The following is a 16,063-nucleotide window of genomic DNA, read 5'->3' on the forward strand; positions in this document are numbered from 1 at the left end:
GCGCTCCGCGCAGAACCCGCAACGCTTATGCGAGAATGACGTGACCGTCACATGGAGCAAGCATGTCGAACGTATCGCGCGTCAACGAAGAGCCCACCGCAGACATGGACCGTGCGATGGTCGATTGCGCCCGCGAGCCGATCCACATTCCGGGCGGCATCCAGCCGCATGGCTTTCTCTTCTGCGTGACCGATGAAGGCATCGTCATTCAGGTCAGCGCGAACGTTGCATCGCTCGTGCACACGCCGTTGGAGGACGTGCTCGGCAAGCCTCTGTCAGGCGTGCTCGGCGAAGCGGCTTCACTGGCCATCACCGCGCTCGCATCGCTCGATACGGAAGGCGTGCCGCTCTACGTCGGCTCGATCGACGACCCGCGCCGTGCGGCGAAGCCCGGGGTACATCTCTCGCCGCTCGCCATCGTCGTGCATCGCTATCAGGGCATCGCCTTCGTCGAACTGGAACCGGCGCGCGGCACGGCCGATGTGTTCTCGTCGATGTACCCGCTGGTGCGTACCTTCATCAACCGCTTGCAGGAAGTGCAGAGCGTGGCCGATCTGGCCGCGCTCGCCGCGCAGGAAGTGCAGCGCATCACCGGCTACGGGCGCACGCTGGTCTACGACTTCGACGACGAAGGCAACGGCCACGTGATTGCCGAAGCGCTCGACGAAGGCTACCCGTCGTACATGGATCAGCGCTTTCCCGGCTCCGACATTCCGCCGCAAGCGCGCGCGCTCTACGTGCGCAACCGCATCCGTCTGATCGCGGATGCGGACTACGCGCCCGCGCCGCTCGTGCCCGCGCTGAATCCCGTCACGCAGGCGCCGACCGATCTCACTTACGCGTCGCTGCGGAGCGTGTCGCCCGTGCATGTGCAATACATGAAGAATATGGGCACAGGGTCGTCGATGTCGATGTCGATCGTGGTGCGTGGAAAGCTGTGGGGGTTGATCTCATGCCATCACGCCAGCGCACGCGTGCCGCCTTTCGAAGTGCGCACCGCGTGCGAGCACATCGCGCAGGTGCTGTCGCTGCAGGTCGAAGCGAAGGAAGATTACGCGGAAGCCGAGCACCGCCTCGAACTGCGTCGCCGCCAGTCGCGCCTGCTTGCGACGATGGCGAACACCGATCACTTCATCGACGCGCTCACGAACGATCCGCGCGAACTGCTCGCGCTGACCAATTCGACGGGCGCGGCGATCGTGTTCGACGGACGCATCGTGTCCATCGGCAACGCGCCCGACGAAGCGACCATCGAGCAACTCGTGGCGTGGCTCGACACGCAAAGCGACGACATCTGGTCGACCGACGATCTCGCGCATGCATGGGGACGCCCGGCGAATCCCGAATACGCGGGCATGCTCGCCTTGTCAATTTCGAAGCTGTTTCGCAACTACGTGATCTGGTTTCGCGCGGAGGTGGTGCGCACGCTCAAATGGGCGGGCGATCCGCGCGCGAAGCTGTCGTCGCTGTCGGCGTCGCTATCGCCGCGCGAGAGCTTCGAAACATGGACCGAAACCGTGCGCGGACGCTCTGCACCGTGGCGGCAGGCCGAACTCGAAATCGCAGTCGAGTTTCGCACCGCGCTGCTCGGCATCGTGCTGGGGCGCGCCGAAGAGCTGGCGCAGCTCGCGCTGGAACTCGGCCGCGCTAACCAGGAACTCGAAGGTTTTTCGTACACGGTGTCGCACGATCTGCGCGCGCCGCTGCGGCACATCGTCGGCTTCGCCGATCTGCTGCGCGAGATGGACAGCGCGAAACTCTCGGATCGCGGCCGCCATTTCGTCGAGCGCATCATCGGCGCCGCGCGCTTCGGCGGCAAGCTGGTCGACGATCTGCTCGCGTTCTCGCAGATGGGCCGCGCCGCGCTGCGTCCGCAAAGCATCGATCTGCGCGCACTCGTGCAGACGCTGGCTGCCGACGAGCAGCGCAACACGGGCGACCGTGCGATCGAATGGCACGTCGGCGATCTGCCGGAAGTCACGGCGGACCCCGTGCTGCTCCATGTCGTGCTGCGGAACCTGATCGAGAATGCAGTAAAATTCAGCCGCCTTCGCGACCATCCCCAGGCCCCTGCCATCATCGAGATTTCGAGCAAGGCGGGTGAAGGCGAGTTTGCGGGACAGCGCGTCGTGTTCGTGCGCGATAACGGCGTCGGCTTCGACATGCGCTATGTCGACAAGCTGTTCGGCGTGTTCCAGCGGCTGCATCGCGCGGAAGAATTCGAGGGGACGGGCATCGGGCTTGCAAGCGTGCGACGTATCGTCGAACGTCATGGCGGCAAGACGTGGGCAGAAGGAAAACTGAACGAAGGCGCGACCATCTATTTCACGTTGCCGCTGACGTTTTCGCCCGATATGCCCGTGCGCGACGAGAGCGCGACTGCGGCCGTAGCGCGGCTCGCGGCGCTGTCGCCGGGTCAGCCGTTCAGGCCCGTGCCGAAGGAACTCAATCCCGAGTCGAACGCGGACCCGGCTCCAGATGGCGCGAACGACGCCAGGCGCGAATGACGCGCTCATGCTAACGAGGAACTACGCGTGCTAAGACCTATCCTGCTGGTGGAAGACAACATCAACGACATCGAGTTGACGCTCATTGCGCTAGAAAAAACGCGCCTCGCGAACCCAGTCGTATCGATTCGCGACGGCGCCGAAGCGCTCGATTACCTGCGGCGCGAAGGTCAGTACGCGGACCGCAAGGACGAGAATCCCGCCGTCATTCTGCTCGACAAGAAACTGCCGAAAATCGATGGCCATGAAGTGCTGAAACACGTGCGCGCCGACGACAAGCTCAAGCGCATTCCTGTCGTGATGCTCACGTCGTCGCGCGAAGAAAAAGATCTGCTGCGCAGCTATGATCTCGGTGTGAATGCCTACGTCGTGAAGCCCGTCGAATTCGACGACTTCATGGCCGCGATCAACGACCTCGGCATGTTCTGGGCCGTGCTCAACGAGCCGCCGCCTTACCGATAACGATACAGCGGCAGCGTCACCCTGAACGTCGCGCCCTGCCCGCGGCCCGCGCTTTCCGCCGTCACGCTGCCGTGATGCAGATCGACCAGATGCTTGACGAGCCACAGCCCGAGTCCGAGGCCCGCGACGCGTCCGCCGCTTTCCGGGTTGATCTGCTCGAAGCGCTCGAAAATGCGCGCCAGCGCAGCGGGCTCGATACCGCAGCCCGTATCGCGCACGCTCAGTTCCGCCTGCTGGCCGTCGACCGTCACACTGAGCTCGACCTCGCCCTGCGCGCAGAACTTGACGGCATTCGACAACAGATTCCACGCGATCTGCTTCATCCGGCTTTCGTCGGCCATCACGACGCACGGCGCCAGTTCGCCGACCTGTAGCCGCAGCCCTTTCGATTCCGCCGTCATGCGGATGTCCTCGGCGACGTTGCCCGCGAGCGCGCCGAGGTCGACGGGTTGCAGGCTCACCGAGAGCTTGCCCGTCGCGATCGCGCCGCTATCGAGCAGATCGTCGACCATGTGCGACAGCTGATGCGCATTGCGTTCGATCACACCCGCCGCGCGCGCCACATGGGAAGGATCGGCTGCGCGCTGCAGCAGCGTCGTCCACGACACGATCGCGCCGAGCGGCGAACGCAGTTCGTGACTCACGGCTGTGACGAAGTGATCCATGGCGCGCGCCACTTCGTCGCTGTGTTGTCTGGCGCGCTTCTCGGATTCGGCGATGGCGCGCTGTTCGAGCTCGGCCTCCTTGCGCGACGTGATGTCGAGCGTGAAGCCGATGATCGCCTTCAGTGTTTCGTCCGTCTGATAACGGCCGAGGCCGCGCAGCAGAATCCAGTGCACCGAGCGGTCGGGCCACGTGACGCGGAACTCCACTTCGAAATGCTCGCGCTGGGCGAGCGCGCGATCCATCGCCTCTTTCACGCGCGCACGGTCGGCTTCGTCGACGAGTTCATCGAACAGCAGCGTCTGCGTCAACGTGTCCGACGGCGCGAGACCGAGGTTCACCTTGCATTGATCGGTGCCTTCGACCATGCCCGTGGCCGGGTCCAGTTCCCACGCGCCCACATGGGCGAACGCGAGCGCCTGCCGCAACTGCTCGCGATGCGCGCGCAGTTCCGCATTCGCCTCGTCGACCAGCACCTGACGCAAGCGTGCCTGCGAACGCAGCTTGGCGCGCTCGCGCTGATCGCGCTCGGTGACGGCAATCGAATCGCTGACATCCATCACGCACAGGCCGATCAGCGGCGCACTGCCGTCGCCGGCATCGATCAGCGACGTGCGCACCTGCCAGTAACGTGGCGTCAGCGTGTCGTCGCGGCGGTCCGGGGCGGGCGTGTCGTAGCGCAGCTGCGGCGAAAGGCGGGTTTCGCCTGGCGCAAGACCGGGCAGCATCGAGTCGAGCCAGTTGCGTCGCAAATCGCGTTGCGATTGCGAACCGAACTGGTTGATGTCGTAGACGGAACGACCCTGGATATCAGACAGCGTGACGCCATGCATCTGGCGATAACGTGCGTTCGCCAGCACGACTTCAAACTGCTCGTCGAGGATCAGCCATGCATCCGGCAACAGTTCGAACACCTGCGTGGTGTTCACCGGCAACGCGACGCGCTGTTGGCTGGTTAATCTGTCCATAGACTCGCAGTCTACCCGAAAGAAACGGGACATATGGACACCGCCGGCAAACTTGCGGCGGGTTGTCGTGCACGTGTTCCGCAACGCGGAATCCGGAATAGTCGACACCGCAGCGCGTCAGAACTTACAACGACGCGGATACTTTTTGCTAAACGTTCTTACTTGCAAAACATCTGCCTCCCGCGTGCCATGCGCACCTGCACGGAACGCAACGACGAGCGGAAAGTCCCGCTGCGTACGGCGCCGGGCCACGTGCGGCAGTGCGGCGAAGGGTCCGCGCAGAAGCCTCAAACGTATCGCCGGTCGCATTGGCACGGGTCATGCATGCGTGCAAACCAATTGACGATGACGTTTCGCGTGCACCCGATCCCGGCTGCGCGATCAGAAGTTTGCCTGTACATATGGATTCCAACGCACTATCGGACAGCCACCTCCCTACCATCCTGCTCATCGATGACGAGCCGGACCTGCTAATCGCGTGGGCCCTTCTCCTCGAACTCGAGGGTTTCCACGTACTCACGGCCTTCGAGCCACGCAAAGGTGTCGAGCTTGCGCAGCGCGTGCATCCCGCACTCGTCATCACGGATCTGATGATGCCCGGCATGGACGGCGCCGAGGTTTGCCGCATGCTCAAGAACGATCCCGACCTCGACGGCATGCCCGTGATCCTGTGGAGCGCATCGACCGATATTCCGACCGACCTGGACTGCGAATGCACGCTGCACAAGCCCGTCGCGCGCGAGACTTTGCTGGATCAGGTCGATCTGCTGCTGGGCCGTCTTCACGACGGCGCCAGGCCGGTGCGCAGCGGGGGCGATGCGTCGTTGAACTAGCGCCCCCTGATCAGGCCGCCCGCGTTTCCGGAAGCAATCCAATCAGGCGATCGAACGCGTCCTTCGCACCCTCGCATGCGCGCGCGATGTCGTGCGGCGTGACGACCTGCACGCGCATGGCATCGATGAACTGCTTCCAGCGCGGTCCTGGCGGTACGCCGTTGCCGCTCAGATAGCGCAACGGATGCGGTGCGAGCGTCTCGCTCAAACGCCGGTAAAGCACGGTGCCGCCCAGCTGCGATCCCTCGATCACATAACACACGCCCCAGCGATAGGCGGCGTCGTTCGCGTCGGGCAGCACGGCGTATTCGAGCGGCTCATCCGCTAGCGCCCCGCTACGCAATGACGGGTCGGCGATATCCTCTTCGATCAACGGCATCCGCGCCACGAATGGCAAGGCGCGTTGCGGGCCATCGTCGAAGTTCACGAGCCATTGTTCCAGCGGCGCGAGCCACGCAGCCACTAGTTGCAGATGCAAGCGATAGTCACGCAAAGTCGGCGTGTCGCCCGAAAGCGGCATTGCAGAATCGATCAGTGCATGGCGGCTGCCCGTTGCTTCGCGCAACGCGGCGAGCACATCGAGGGTATCGGTAGAAGATGTTGAAGGCGGCAGACTCACGCAAGATTTCCGTATCGGTATGGACGGTTCATTCTAATGGCGACGGGCAACACGCGCCGCGCAATCAGACATGAACTCGACATAAAAACGGGCCGCGCTGTCACGCGGCCCTGCGGGCTTCGCCCGTCTGTTTATCCGCTCCCTATGATCGAACGGCCGGGCGGCCAGCAGCGCCGCCCCGGCAACGCCACGATCAGTGCGCGATCAGTGCTTACGGTTTTCGCGTGCGATGTCCTTTGCGTCTTCCTTCGCATCGCCATATGACTTCTGCATTTCGCCGGCGCCTTGCTGCAGATCGCCCTTGAGTTCCTGGCTACGGTTGCCCGTGGCCTTGCCGACAGCCTCGTTGACCTTGCCCTTGACCTTCTCAGCGGTACCCTTCACTTGATCCTTGTTCATGGCTGACTCCGTCTGGTTAGCCGACGCAACGGTTGCGCCAGTCACCGGGATTCGAGCATCCGCTGTGCCTGACCCGTGCCGCGGTCGTTTCAACCGACCGCGGGCGCACGCGTTTCGAGCGCGCGGAGCATTTCGTCGAGCCTGTGGGCGCGCGAGCGTTGCGATGGCACGAGCCGGGCCGCAAGCACGGCGTTGAGCCGGGTGCGCCAGTATGAAAGTGGGAAGCGGTGTTCGGCGCCCATACGGGCGAGGACCCGTTCGAGATGTTGCAGCTCGCTTTCCAGTTGGTAGTTATCCATAGTCGAACCCCTGATATTGTTTGAGCCTGAGGGGCATATGCGTAGCGCTCGTCACGTCGATCGCGGCGGAACAGGCCACGCATGCGCTGGCCCTTATACAGCACCCGCCATACCCGGATGCAATGTGCATCGCGGGCACGCTAGACGTAGGGGCGCTCGCGCATCCACTTCGTCATGATCCACTTGTCGCCGCTCGTGACGGGCGCGCCGCCGTGCAGCGTCAGCGGATCGAGCTGGCGGCGCCCGTTCATGTAACGGAAGTAGATCGCGCCGCCTTGCCGCGCCATCACCGCGAGCCCTGCGTCCGGAAACACCGTCTCGCCGCCGCCTTCGACGTCGCTCAGATAGACGATCAGCGTCGCGACGCGCTGGCCGCCGCGCGCCGTATGCAACGCACTGCCGTTCTGGCCGGGCGGAAAATAGTCGAAATGCGGACGGTACTCGCCGCCTTGCCGGTAGTGCAAAATCTGCAGGCCTTCGCCGTGCTCGAGCGGCCAGTTCATCAACTCGGAAATACGTCGATCCAGCCGTTCGACGAACGCGTCCTCGCAGCGCTGGAACCAGAAGCCTTCGCTGGTGCGCAGCTGGATCACGTCTTCGCTGCCGTTCTCGGGATTGACGGTAGTCGAGCGCTTCAGCCGGTGCCGCGCGCGTTCGATCAGCTCGGCGCATTCTTCGCCCGACAGCACGTCGTCGAACGCGATCACCTGCGGACGCTCGAAGCGTATGCGCACCGTCACGTCACGGTCGTACGCGTGCACCGTGTTGCCCGCCGCGACGGGACAGGCATCGTAGTCATAGGCACGCGCTTCGTCGTCCGGCAATGCAAGGACGGCGGCCACCGCGCCCGTCTCCGATGCCGCACGACGCACGATTTCACGCGCCGCGTCGATCTCGAAGCCGCCTTGCACCATCGCCTCGACCATCGATTCCGGCGTGCACCCGCGGCTCACGTTGGTCGCCAGCCATTCCCGCCATGCCGCATCCATCTCGCGCATCACATCCCCCGCTGCTTCGTTGCCGCGCCCGCCGGGCCTCGTTCAGGACAGGCTCGACGCGCGTTCATAGTCCGTTCATGTTGCCTTCGCGCGGAACGCGGCCAGCCCGCGTTTCGCCTGCGCGCGGACCGCGTTCTGCACGAAAGGTGTCCAGCCGAGCAGCGCGCCCTTCGCGCCCAGTGCCTGACTCGCCCAGCGCCACAGATCGAAACGGTCGTGATGCTCGACGATCAGTCCGTCGCGAAACACGAAACGGGCGTCGATCGGATTGACCACGGTTCTGCCTGTCTGGCTGAACACATAACTCGCGACCCAATGCGCGCTGCCGCTGTCGCCGTCGGCGACGACATGGCTGAAGGCCAGCGTGAACTCCTGCGCACGCGACACCAGCATGCGCCACATGTCGGTCACTTCGCCGCCGTGCAGCTCGCCGAACACGGGGTCGCTGAACGTCACGTCGGGCGCGTAGCACGCTGCCATTGCGTCGACATCGCGCCGCTGGAATGCTTCGTAGAATCGCTCGATCAATGCCGCATTGGGATGAGTCATCTCGGTCTTGTGCTCGCCGTTTTCGTTTTTGCCAGCCTGTGTCTACCAGAGCCTGCCGCTCCGACGGCGCCGCATGTCAGCGCATGTCAGCGCATGTCGGCGCATCGTTCGGGACGTCAGTGCCATTCATCCAAGGTACAACACGCCCGTGCGATTGCGCAATCGTTCAGATATGTCGCCGTCTTACGCCGCGGCCGGGTCCGAGCGATGAATCGCGATGCCTTCCATCGGGTCCGGTTCCTCGCGCCACGGCGCGCGTTCGATCATCCGTTGCGCGTCGGCGTAGCCCGCTTCCCAGCGGCGGCGGATGCCGTCCTTCGAAAAGTCGATGTCCTTGTGCATATCGTCGTGTCCGAAGTTCGGCGCGTCGAGTTCGATCACCTGCATCGTCGTGCCGCAGCCCCAATTCAGCAGTTCCTTGACGGCAGCCGTGTCGCGCTGATCGTCGGGCAGATGCTTGCCGAGTTCGCGGATCACATGCCGCAGCCGGTGGATCTGCCGCTGCCGTTCGAGATGGCTCTCGGCACGGCTCGAATACTGGATGTCGCGCTGGCGGCTCATCGCCTGCTGGATCGACGCGGGTTCATCGCCATGCGCGGGCCACAATTGCACGGTGAAGATCACGGAGCTGTGCCGCGGCCGGTCGTCGAGCACCGCTTCGAGCGGCGTGTTCGAATAGATGCCGCCGTCCCAATACGCCTCGCCGTCGATGCGCACGGAAGGAAAGCCCGGCGGAAACGCCGCCGACGCCATCACATGCTCGACGTCGAGCGGTGCGTCACGATTGGTGAAGTAGCGCATATGGCCGCTGCCCACGCTGACCGTGCCGACCGTCAGCCGCGTCTGCTTGCGGTTCAGATAATCGAAATCGATCAGCGACGCGAGCGTCTCGCGCAGCGGCTCGGTGTGATAGAACGCCGCCCGCTCGATGCCGACGGGCGCATGCAGCGCGAGCCACGCGTCGGCGCGCGGCGTGAAGAAGGCGGGCAAGCCTTGCGCCATGATCGACAGGTTACGCATCCACTGCTCGTAGCCGGGAATCCACGCGGCCCACGCGGTGGCCAGATACGCGGGCAAACCGGACGCGGCGCAGGCGGGCGCGCAGGCCGAAAGCCAGTCGGGCGCATGCTGGCCCGTCCACGTGACGCGGTCCCAGAATGTGCGCAGGCGGCTCATCCGGTCTTCGGGGCGGTTGCCCGCGATGATCGCGCCGTTGATTGCGCCGATCGACGTGCCGATCACCCAGTCGGGCTCGATCCCGGCATCGTGCAGCGCTTCGAATACGCCCGCCTGATAGGCGCCCAGCGCGCCGCCGCCTTGCAGCACCAGCACGACCTGGGCGTCGATCCCGGGATGCGAGGACGCGCCGCGCGTTTCCTCGCTCTTGCGCACCCGTGCGGAGGCGCGCGAGGCCTGCGCAGAAGGCTGCGCCGCCGCGTGCGCCGCGGTTTTCTTGACCATCGTGCTTCCCCGTCGAGAAACGAAGCGTTCATCTGGAGACCTGCGGCCGCGCCGCAGGCAGTCACACGATAGCGCACCTTTATTGCGCGCGCACTTCAAGTCGCGGGCCCTGGCGACGGCGTCGCCGTTCACGCGCCTGTCACAGCGACGTCACCGGCTGCGGCCCACGCCGCTATTTCGCGATCCGCAGAATCGCGGAAGCAAGCTGCGCGTAGCACGGCTTGATGGCGTCGGGGGTCGCGGCGTAGCAGTACACACCGACAGGCTGCGCCGCGTTGTAGCAGCGGCTCGGACCGTCGGCGACGTTGGCGATGCATTTGAGGATGTCCTGGCCCACCTCGCCGCTGCCCGCACCCGTCTTGGTCAGAAGAGACGGGCCGTAGCCGAGCGCGAACACGAAGATGCCTTCCGCGCGCGCCCTGGCCGCCATCATTTCCATCAGGTTGCGCGACGCGTTGTTCACGTTCGCGTATTTGATCAATATGTTCTTGGTTTGCGCCGCCGTGGGACCACTACTCCCAACGGGGCCGACGTAGGGCATCGAACTCGTGACGGTGCGCGTCAGTGTGCCCGCGATGGGCGACGCGGGCGTGATGGGCAGTGTCGAACTGGCGTCGGATGCGGCATGCACGTCGTAGGTCGCGGGCATGCTGGTCACGTTGTCCGCGTATATGTCGTGACAACTGCTTTGCTGGTTCTGCACCGTCATGCTGTTGAATGCACCCGGATTGTTCTGCATCGAACTCTTGCTCGTACCCGGCGGACTGTCGCTTGAAGTGATCGTATAACCACCCGTTGCGCAGGTCGTCGTCGAGCCACTGGTGAAGTTGGCCGCGAAGCTGTTCGGTGCGCCATCCGAGAAGAACACGATCACGCGCAGGCTCGACGGCTGCGTGATCACGTGATCGAGCTGATACTTCGCGTTCCACACCGCGTCCACCGAGGCCGTATTGCCGCCGAAGCTATAGCCATTGATCTTGTTCGTCATCGTCGTGCGGTCGAAGCCGCGGCTCTGGTCGCTCTTGAACGGCACGTCTACGACCGTGCCCGTCGCGAAGTGCATCAGCGACACGCGGTCGGTCGACGTGTTGAAGTTGTTGAGGAACGAGATCGATCCCGAACGCACGGCCGCCTGCGTCGTCGTATCGCTCATCGAACTCGTCACATCGACGACGAACGACATATCCAGATCGCGCCGGATCGCCTCGCCCGTGGTCGCCACATTGAGCAGCTTGAAACCCTGAATCTGCATCAGCGTGAGCGGCACGCTCGCCTGCGCGGCGAGATCGATGGTCACCGTGCCCTTGTTGATGTTGACCGACGGCGCACTGAGCGTGGCCGTCGAGCCGAGAAAGCCCTGCGGATAGTTCGCGGCGAAGAACGCATTCGCGGCCGTGGTGGCGTTGGTGATCTGCTCGGCCTGCGTCGCGCCACGCGTCACGGCCTGGCCCGCCGCGACCAGCGCGCCGTCCACCGCCGAATCCAGCCGCGCCTTGACCATGTAGCCCAGGCCCGCGTCGATCGCGAGTCCCGCGATACCGAGCAGCGCAATCAGCGACACCGCCACGAGTATGCTCACCGAGCCTTGCTGGCGCCTGAGCGCGCGCGTCTTTCTTGTGTATGTTTTCATTGCTTCCCCCGGTGCTTCGAACTGCCTGACCTTCAGAACACGCTCATCGAATACAGGTTCGGCGACAGCGCGGGCGTGGTGACACCGCCGCCCAGGTTGATTGCGCCGATCAGCGGCTGCTGCACATAGAAGCTTTCGACGGCATACGCGATCTGTCCGTCGGACAGCTTGCCCTTGAGCAGGTCGACCGCCTGCGCGGGCGTCTTGCCGCCGAGTCCGTTGCACGCACCGGTGCCGTCCGTGGCCCACGACGTGCCCGCCGTCGCGCAGTTCCAGATCTTGCTGGCCGCGCCGCTGTCGCTGCCGCCCGTCCATTTCCATTGCGCGACGACCGTGCCCGTGCAGCCGTTGCCTTTTGCGTCGCAGCCTTGCGAGCCCATGATTTCGGTGATGTAGATCATGCCGTTTGCGCTCATGTTGAGCGGCGGCGTGGTGGCTGCGAGCGACGACATGATGGTCTGCATCGGATACGTGCTCGCCGCGCGCGACGACAGGTTCGCGCCTTCCCGACTCACGTTGATGAGGATCATCTGCGCCTGAACGTTGCGCGCGATGTCGTAGAGCGGCAGCGCGATGCCGAGCAGCAGCGGCAGCAGCAACGCGAACTCCACGCTGACGATCCCTTTGGCATGGCCTCGTGCGTAACGGCGCCCCTTGAGCCGTGGTCTCGTCTTCATGTCAGAAGCCCTCGTTGCGCATGGTTGCCGCGACGCTGAAGTTGAAGAAGCCGCCGGGAAAGAACGAGCGGATCATCGGCGTGATCATCGGCCACGCGCAGTTGATCTGCAGCACGACGATGTCGCCGGGATTGCCGAACATGCTCGACGTATAGCTCGCGTCGCTCGCATAGCTCTGCGCCTTACCGCTGTTGACGGTGATCGCGTAGCTCGGATTGACGAGGGGATACAGGCCCATCGACTGATCCTTGATCTCCTGAATCACGGCGAGATAGCGCTGCGGATTCTTCTGGTTCGGGTCGAGCCCCGTCTGTCCCGTCACCGCGTAGCGCGCGCCTTCGCGCACCGCGTATTGCATGGTCAGGTTCACCCACAGCGCGACGCCGAGATCCATCACCATGCACAGCAGAAAGAACAGTATCGGCGCGATAAACGCGAATTCGAGCGTCGCGACGCCAAGCTGCCTGCGGCGGCGTCCCAGGGACCGGCTCGCGCGGGTCACTCGCAGATGAGGACGCGTGGTTTTCATCGTGTCTCTCCCGCAGTGGGTTCAGTGCATGCCGCCCATCGTCGGCAGCAGTTGCCGGACGACCTGCATCGCAGCGGGCCCGATCAGCACCATGATCAGCGTCGGAAAAATGCAGAACATCAGCGGAAAGAGCAGCTTGAGCGCGATCTTCGCGGCCAGTTCTTCGGCGCGCAGCCGGCGTTTGGTGCGCAGCGTGTCGATGAACACGCGCAGCGAATCGCCGACGCTCGTGCCGAAGCGGTCCGCCTGGATCAGCATCGACGTAAGCGTGTCGATGTCCTCGACGCCCGTGCGCAGCGCGAGATTGCGCAACGCCTTGTCGCGGCCCGCACCCGCACGCAGTTCGAGCAGCACCAGTTCCAGCTCTTCCTTCAATGCGTGGCTCTTCACGCCGATTTCCTCGGCGACGCGCTGCATCGCCGCGTCCAGACCGAGGCCCGCTTCGACGCAGACGGTCATGAGGTCGAGCGCATCGGGCAGGTCTTCGAACAGGCTGCGCCGACGCTGCTCGATCAGACGGTTCAGCACCACGTTCGGCAGATAGAAGCCGAGCGCCGCCATCGAGAGCGTCGCCATCAGCAGGAATTTCTGCGCGTCGGGGCCAGCGAACAGCGTCATGCCGAGCAGCGCGAGCGCGGGCAGCACGAGCGCGAGCAGCGTCTTCGCGGCAAAGTAGATCGCCGGCGCGGTCTCGCTGCGCATGCCCGCATTCGCGAAGCGCCGACGCAGCGCGGACTTGTCCCAGTCGTCCTTCGGCAGCGACAGCTTCGCGACCCGATGCGAGACTTTCGTGACCGTTTCCATCCACGCCGGGCTGTCGTCGGCGTCCATGCCGGGCGTACCTGCCGCGGCCCCCATCGCACCCGCCGCCGACGACGCCGCAATACCGTCGATACGGCGCTTCAGCGGATCGGGACGCAGCAGCGACATCGCCTTCCACGCTGCGCCGAACACGATCACGAACATCGCGGCCAGCACGGCAAGCTGTTCGGTTTCCATGATTTCCCCGTTTTGTTGCGTCGTTATCTGTTCGCGTCTTCGTCGGCTGCTACACGCGGATGCGCACCGTCCTGCGCAGCCACAGAATGCCGAAGAACATCATCGCCATGGCGATGCCCGCGATCTTCTGGCCCGTCGGGTCTTCCCAGAACACCTTGCAGTAGTCGGGGTTCAACACCGACAACGCGGCGATCACGGCAAACGGCAGCAGCCCCAGAATCCACGCGGACATGCGACCTTCCGCCGACAGCACGCGCACCTTGCCGAGCAGCTTGAGCCGTTCGCGGATGATGCCGGCGATGTTGCCGAGAATCTCCGCGAGATTGCCGCCCGCCTCGCGCTGGATCAGCACGGCGATCACGAAGTAGCGCACGTCGTCGACGGGCACGCGGCTCACCAGATTCATCAGCGCGTCGCTCATCGACACGCCGTAGTTGATTTCATCGAAGGCGATGCGGAACTCGCCGCCAAGCGGATTCGGCAACTCGTCGCCCACCATGCCGAGCGCGGCGGGAAACGAATGGCCGGCGCGCAGCGCGCGGGCGATCAGATCGGCGGCATCAGGCAGCTGGCGTTCGAGTTGCACGATGCGCTTCGCGCGCTTGCCGCGCAGATATACGAGCGGCAGCAGCGCGGCCGCGCCCGCCACCGCGAGCGCGATCGCAAACGGCAGATGCATCGCGCTCACGCCGAACACGAGTCCCGCGAACCCGAATGCAACGGTATAGCCGACGAAGCGCCCGACCGACCACGTCAACCCCGACTGCTGCAGGTACAGATCGAGCCGATGCACGCGCGGCATGCGCATCAACATGCGTGTGAAAGTCGGCGATTCGCTCAGCAGGCGCTGCTTGAGAATCGACATCTGTTCGCCGCTGACGTGGCCGCCTGCCGACATCGCGCGAATCCGCGCGTCCATGCGCTTGACGACCGGGCCGTGGTGGCTGTTCCAGTACAGGTACACGCCCTCGATCAGCAGCACGACCGCGACGAAGCCGAGAACGGCAAAAGCCAGCAGTGTCGTATCCATTTGCGCCTCCCTGGCGTCAGGCCCAGCGTCAGACTTCGAAACGCCGCGACGGATCGAACATCTGATCCGGCAACGCGAGGCCGAACGCGGCAAGCCGGTCGGCAAACTTGGGCCGCACGCCTGTCGCGCAGAAGTAGCCCTTGACCGTGCCGTCTTCCGCCACGCCCGTGCGCTTGAACGTGAAGATTTCCTGCATGTTGATGATCTCGCCTTCCATCCCGGTGATTTCCGAAATGCTCATCAGCTTGCGGCGGCCGTCCGTCAGACGCGACGCCTGCACCACCACGGTGATGGCCGATGCGATCTGCTGACGCATCGCCTTGATCGGCATCGTCAGGCCCGCCATGCCTACCATGTTTTCGAGGCGCGAGAGCGCATCGCGCGGCGTGTTCGCATGCAGCGTCGCCATCGATCCTTCGTGGCCCGTGTTCATCGCGTGCAGCATGTCGAGCGCTTCCGCGCCGCGCACTTCGCCGAGCACGATGCGGTCGGGGCGCATCCGCAATGCGTTCTTCACCAGCGAGCGCTGCGAGATTTCGCCCTTGCCCTCGATGTTCGGCGGCCGCGTTTCCAGCCGCAGCACGTGTTCCTGGCGCAGTTGCAGTTCCGCGGCATCTTCGATCGTGACGATGCGTTCGTCGTTGGGAATGAAGCCCGACAGCAGGTTGAGCATCGTGGTCTTGCCGCTGCCCGTGCCGCCCGAGATCAGCACGTTGAGCTTGGCCTTGATGAGCGCTTCGAGCAGTTGCGCCATCGCGGGCGTGAAGGTCTGGTTCTTCACCATGTCGTCCACTTTCAGCGGATTCACGGCGAAGCGCCGGATCGACACGAGCGGCCCGTCGATCGCGGAAGGCGGAATGATCGCGTTCACGCGCGAGCCGTCGGGCAGGCGCGCGTCGACCATCGGCGTCGATTCGTCGATACGCCGGCCGACACGCGACACGATGCGCTCGATGATCTTCATCAGATGCGCGTCGTCCAGGAACGTGATGTCGGTGTGTTCGAGCTTGCCGCGCCGTTCCACGTAGACGTGCCGCGGCGTGTTGACGAGTATGTCCGACACGGTCGGGTCGGCGAGCAGCGGTTCGAGCGGGCCGAGGCCGAACATTTCGTCGTGCACGTCCTGCGCGAGGCGGCGCCGCTCGAGTTCGTTCATCGGAATCTTGTCTTCATCGACGATGCGTTCGACCAGTTGCGCGAGTTCGCGTTTGGTCTGCTCGGGCGTAAGGCGTTGCAGCTTGTCGAGTTCGACACGGTCGATGATCTTCTCGTGCACGTTCATCTTCAGCTGTTGATACGCGCGGCGCGCGGCGATGCTTTCGGCGCTGTTGCCTGCGGTGGCCGCCGTCGCCGTGTCGAACGGCGTCGATCCGCTCTGCAGTTTCAGTTGATCGCGCAATGACATGGTGTCGCTCCCCGGTTCTTGTTGAATGGCGCGGG

General features: G+C 64.4%; 16 protein-coding genes. 3 read left to right on the top strand and 13 right to left on the bottom strand.

From position 1 onward, the window contains the following. Positions 1 to 62 precede the first annotated feature (62 nt). Both PPGU16_RS19395 and PPGU16_RS19400 read left to right on the top strand, forming a co-directional pair. Positions 63 to 2,507, top strand: a complete 2,445-nt coding sequence (locus PPGU16_RS19395) for an ATP-binding protein (protein WP_180724404.1) — start codon at positions 63 to 65, stop codon at positions 2,505 to 2,507. Between the two features lie 27 nt (positions 2,508 to 2,534). Next, positions 2,535 to 2,969, top strand: coding sequence for a response regulator (locus PPGU16_RS19400; RefSeq protein WP_180724405.1), 435 nt, complete (start codon positions 2,535 to 2,537; stop codon positions 2,967 to 2,969). Here the strand turns inward: PPGU16_RS19400 and PPGU16_RS19405 are convergent. Continuing rightward, positions 2,960 to 4,600, bottom strand: coding sequence for a PAS domain-containing sensor histidine kinase (locus PPGU16_RS19405; RefSeq protein ID WP_180724406.1), 1,641 nt, complete (start codon positions 4,598 to 4,600; stop codon positions 2,960 to 2,962). The genes PPGU16_RS19400 and PPGU16_RS19405 overlap by 10 nt on opposite strands. Positions 4,601 to 5,001: 401 nt before the next feature. Between PPGU16_RS19405 and PPGU16_RS19410 the strand changes: the two genes are divergently transcribed. Next, positions 5,002 to 5,433 carry a response regulator gene (locus PPGU16_RS19410; protein ID WP_180724407.1) on the top strand — a complete coding sequence of 144 codons (432 nt, stop codon included), beginning with the start codon at positions 5,002 to 5,004 and terminating at the stop codon, positions 5,431 to 5,433. Positions 5,434 to 5,443: 10 nt separating this feature from the next. Here the strand turns inward: PPGU16_RS19410 and PPGU16_RS19415 are convergent, their stop codons facing one another. The 12 genes from PPGU16_RS19415 to PPGU16_RS19470 form a co-directional block, all read right to left on the bottom strand. After that, positions 5,444 to 6,052, bottom strand: coding sequence for a biliverdin-producing heme oxygenase (locus PPGU16_RS19415; protein ID WP_180724408.1), 609 nt, complete (start codon positions 6,050 to 6,052; stop codon positions 5,444 to 5,446). Between the two features lie 204 nt (positions 6,053 to 6,256). Beyond that, positions 6,257 to 6,451: a CsbD family protein gene (locus PPGU16_RS19420; RefSeq protein ID WP_180724409.1), complete on the bottom strand. Its 195-nt coding sequence runs from the start codon at positions 6,449 to 6,451 to the stop codon at positions 6,257 to 6,259. A gap of 89 nt (positions 6,452 to 6,540) precedes the next feature. Then, positions 6,541 to 6,750, bottom strand: a complete 210-nt coding sequence (locus PPGU16_RS19425; RefSeq protein WP_180724410.1) for a hypothetical protein — start codon at positions 6,748 to 6,750, stop codon at positions 6,541 to 6,543. 140 nt (positions 6,751 to 6,890) lie between these two features. Continuing rightward, complete coding sequence (locus tag PPGU16_RS19430) at positions 6,891 to 7,748, bottom strand: 2OG-Fe(II) oxygenase (protein WP_180724411.1); 858 nt, start codon at positions 7,746 to 7,748, stop codon at positions 6,891 to 6,893. Between the two features lie 75 nt (positions 7,749 to 7,823). Further along, positions 7,824 to 8,297: a nuclear transport factor 2 family protein gene (locus tag PPGU16_RS19435; protein WP_180724412.1), complete on the bottom strand. Its 474-nt coding sequence runs from the start codon at positions 8,295 to 8,297 to the stop codon at positions 7,824 to 7,826. Between the two features lie 183 nt (positions 8,298 to 8,480). After that, on the bottom strand, positions 8,481 to 9,758 hold the full coding sequence (locus PPGU16_RS19440) for a patatin-like phospholipase family protein (RefSeq protein WP_180724413.1): 1,278 nt from the start codon (positions 9,756 to 9,758) through the stop codon (positions 8,481 to 8,483). Positions 9,759 to 9,930: 172 nt separating this feature from the next. After that, positions 9,931 to 11,388 carry a vWA domain-containing protein gene (locus PPGU16_RS19445; protein ID WP_180724414.1) on the bottom strand — a complete coding sequence of 486 codons (1,458 nt, stop codon included), beginning with the start codon at positions 11,386 to 11,388 and terminating at the stop codon, positions 9,931 to 9,933. A 32-nt stretch (positions 11,389 to 11,420) separates the two neighbouring features. Beyond that, positions 11,421 to 12,065, bottom strand: a complete 645-nt coding sequence (locus PPGU16_RS19450; RefSeq protein ID WP_180724415.1) for a TadE/TadG family type IV pilus assembly protein — start codon at positions 12,063 to 12,065, stop codon at positions 11,421 to 11,423. 1 nt (position 12,066) lies between these two features. Continuing rightward, entirely contained in the window at positions 12,067 to 12,594 is a 528-nt protein-coding gene (locus tag PPGU16_RS19455; protein ID WP_180724416.1) for a TadE/TadG family type IV pilus assembly protein, read from the bottom strand. A 21-nt stretch (positions 12,595 to 12,615) separates the two neighbouring features. Further along, complete coding sequence (locus PPGU16_RS19460; RefSeq protein WP_180724417.1) at positions 12,616 to 13,593, bottom strand: type II secretion system F family protein; 978 nt, start codon at positions 13,591 to 13,593, stop codon at positions 12,616 to 12,618. Between the two features lie 49 nt (positions 13,594 to 13,642). Continuing rightward, positions 13,643 to 14,623 (bottom strand): type II secretion system F family protein, encoded by a 981-nt coding sequence (locus PPGU16_RS19465; protein ID WP_180724418.1) that lies wholly within the window; start codon positions 14,621 to 14,623, stop codon positions 13,643 to 13,645. A 28-nt stretch (positions 14,624 to 14,651) separates the two neighbouring features. After that, a complete protein-coding gene (locus PPGU16_RS19470; protein WP_180724419.1) occupies positions 14,652 to 16,028 on the bottom strand; it encodes a TadA family conjugal transfer-associated ATPase in 1,377 nt (458 codons plus the stop codon). Positions 16,029 to 16,063 lie beyond the last annotated feature (35 nt).

Source organism: Paraburkholderia largidicola (genome assembly GCF_013426895.1).
Classification (GTDB): Bacteria; Pseudomonadota; Gammaproteobacteria; order Burkholderiales; family Burkholderiaceae; genus Paraburkholderia; species Paraburkholderia largidicola.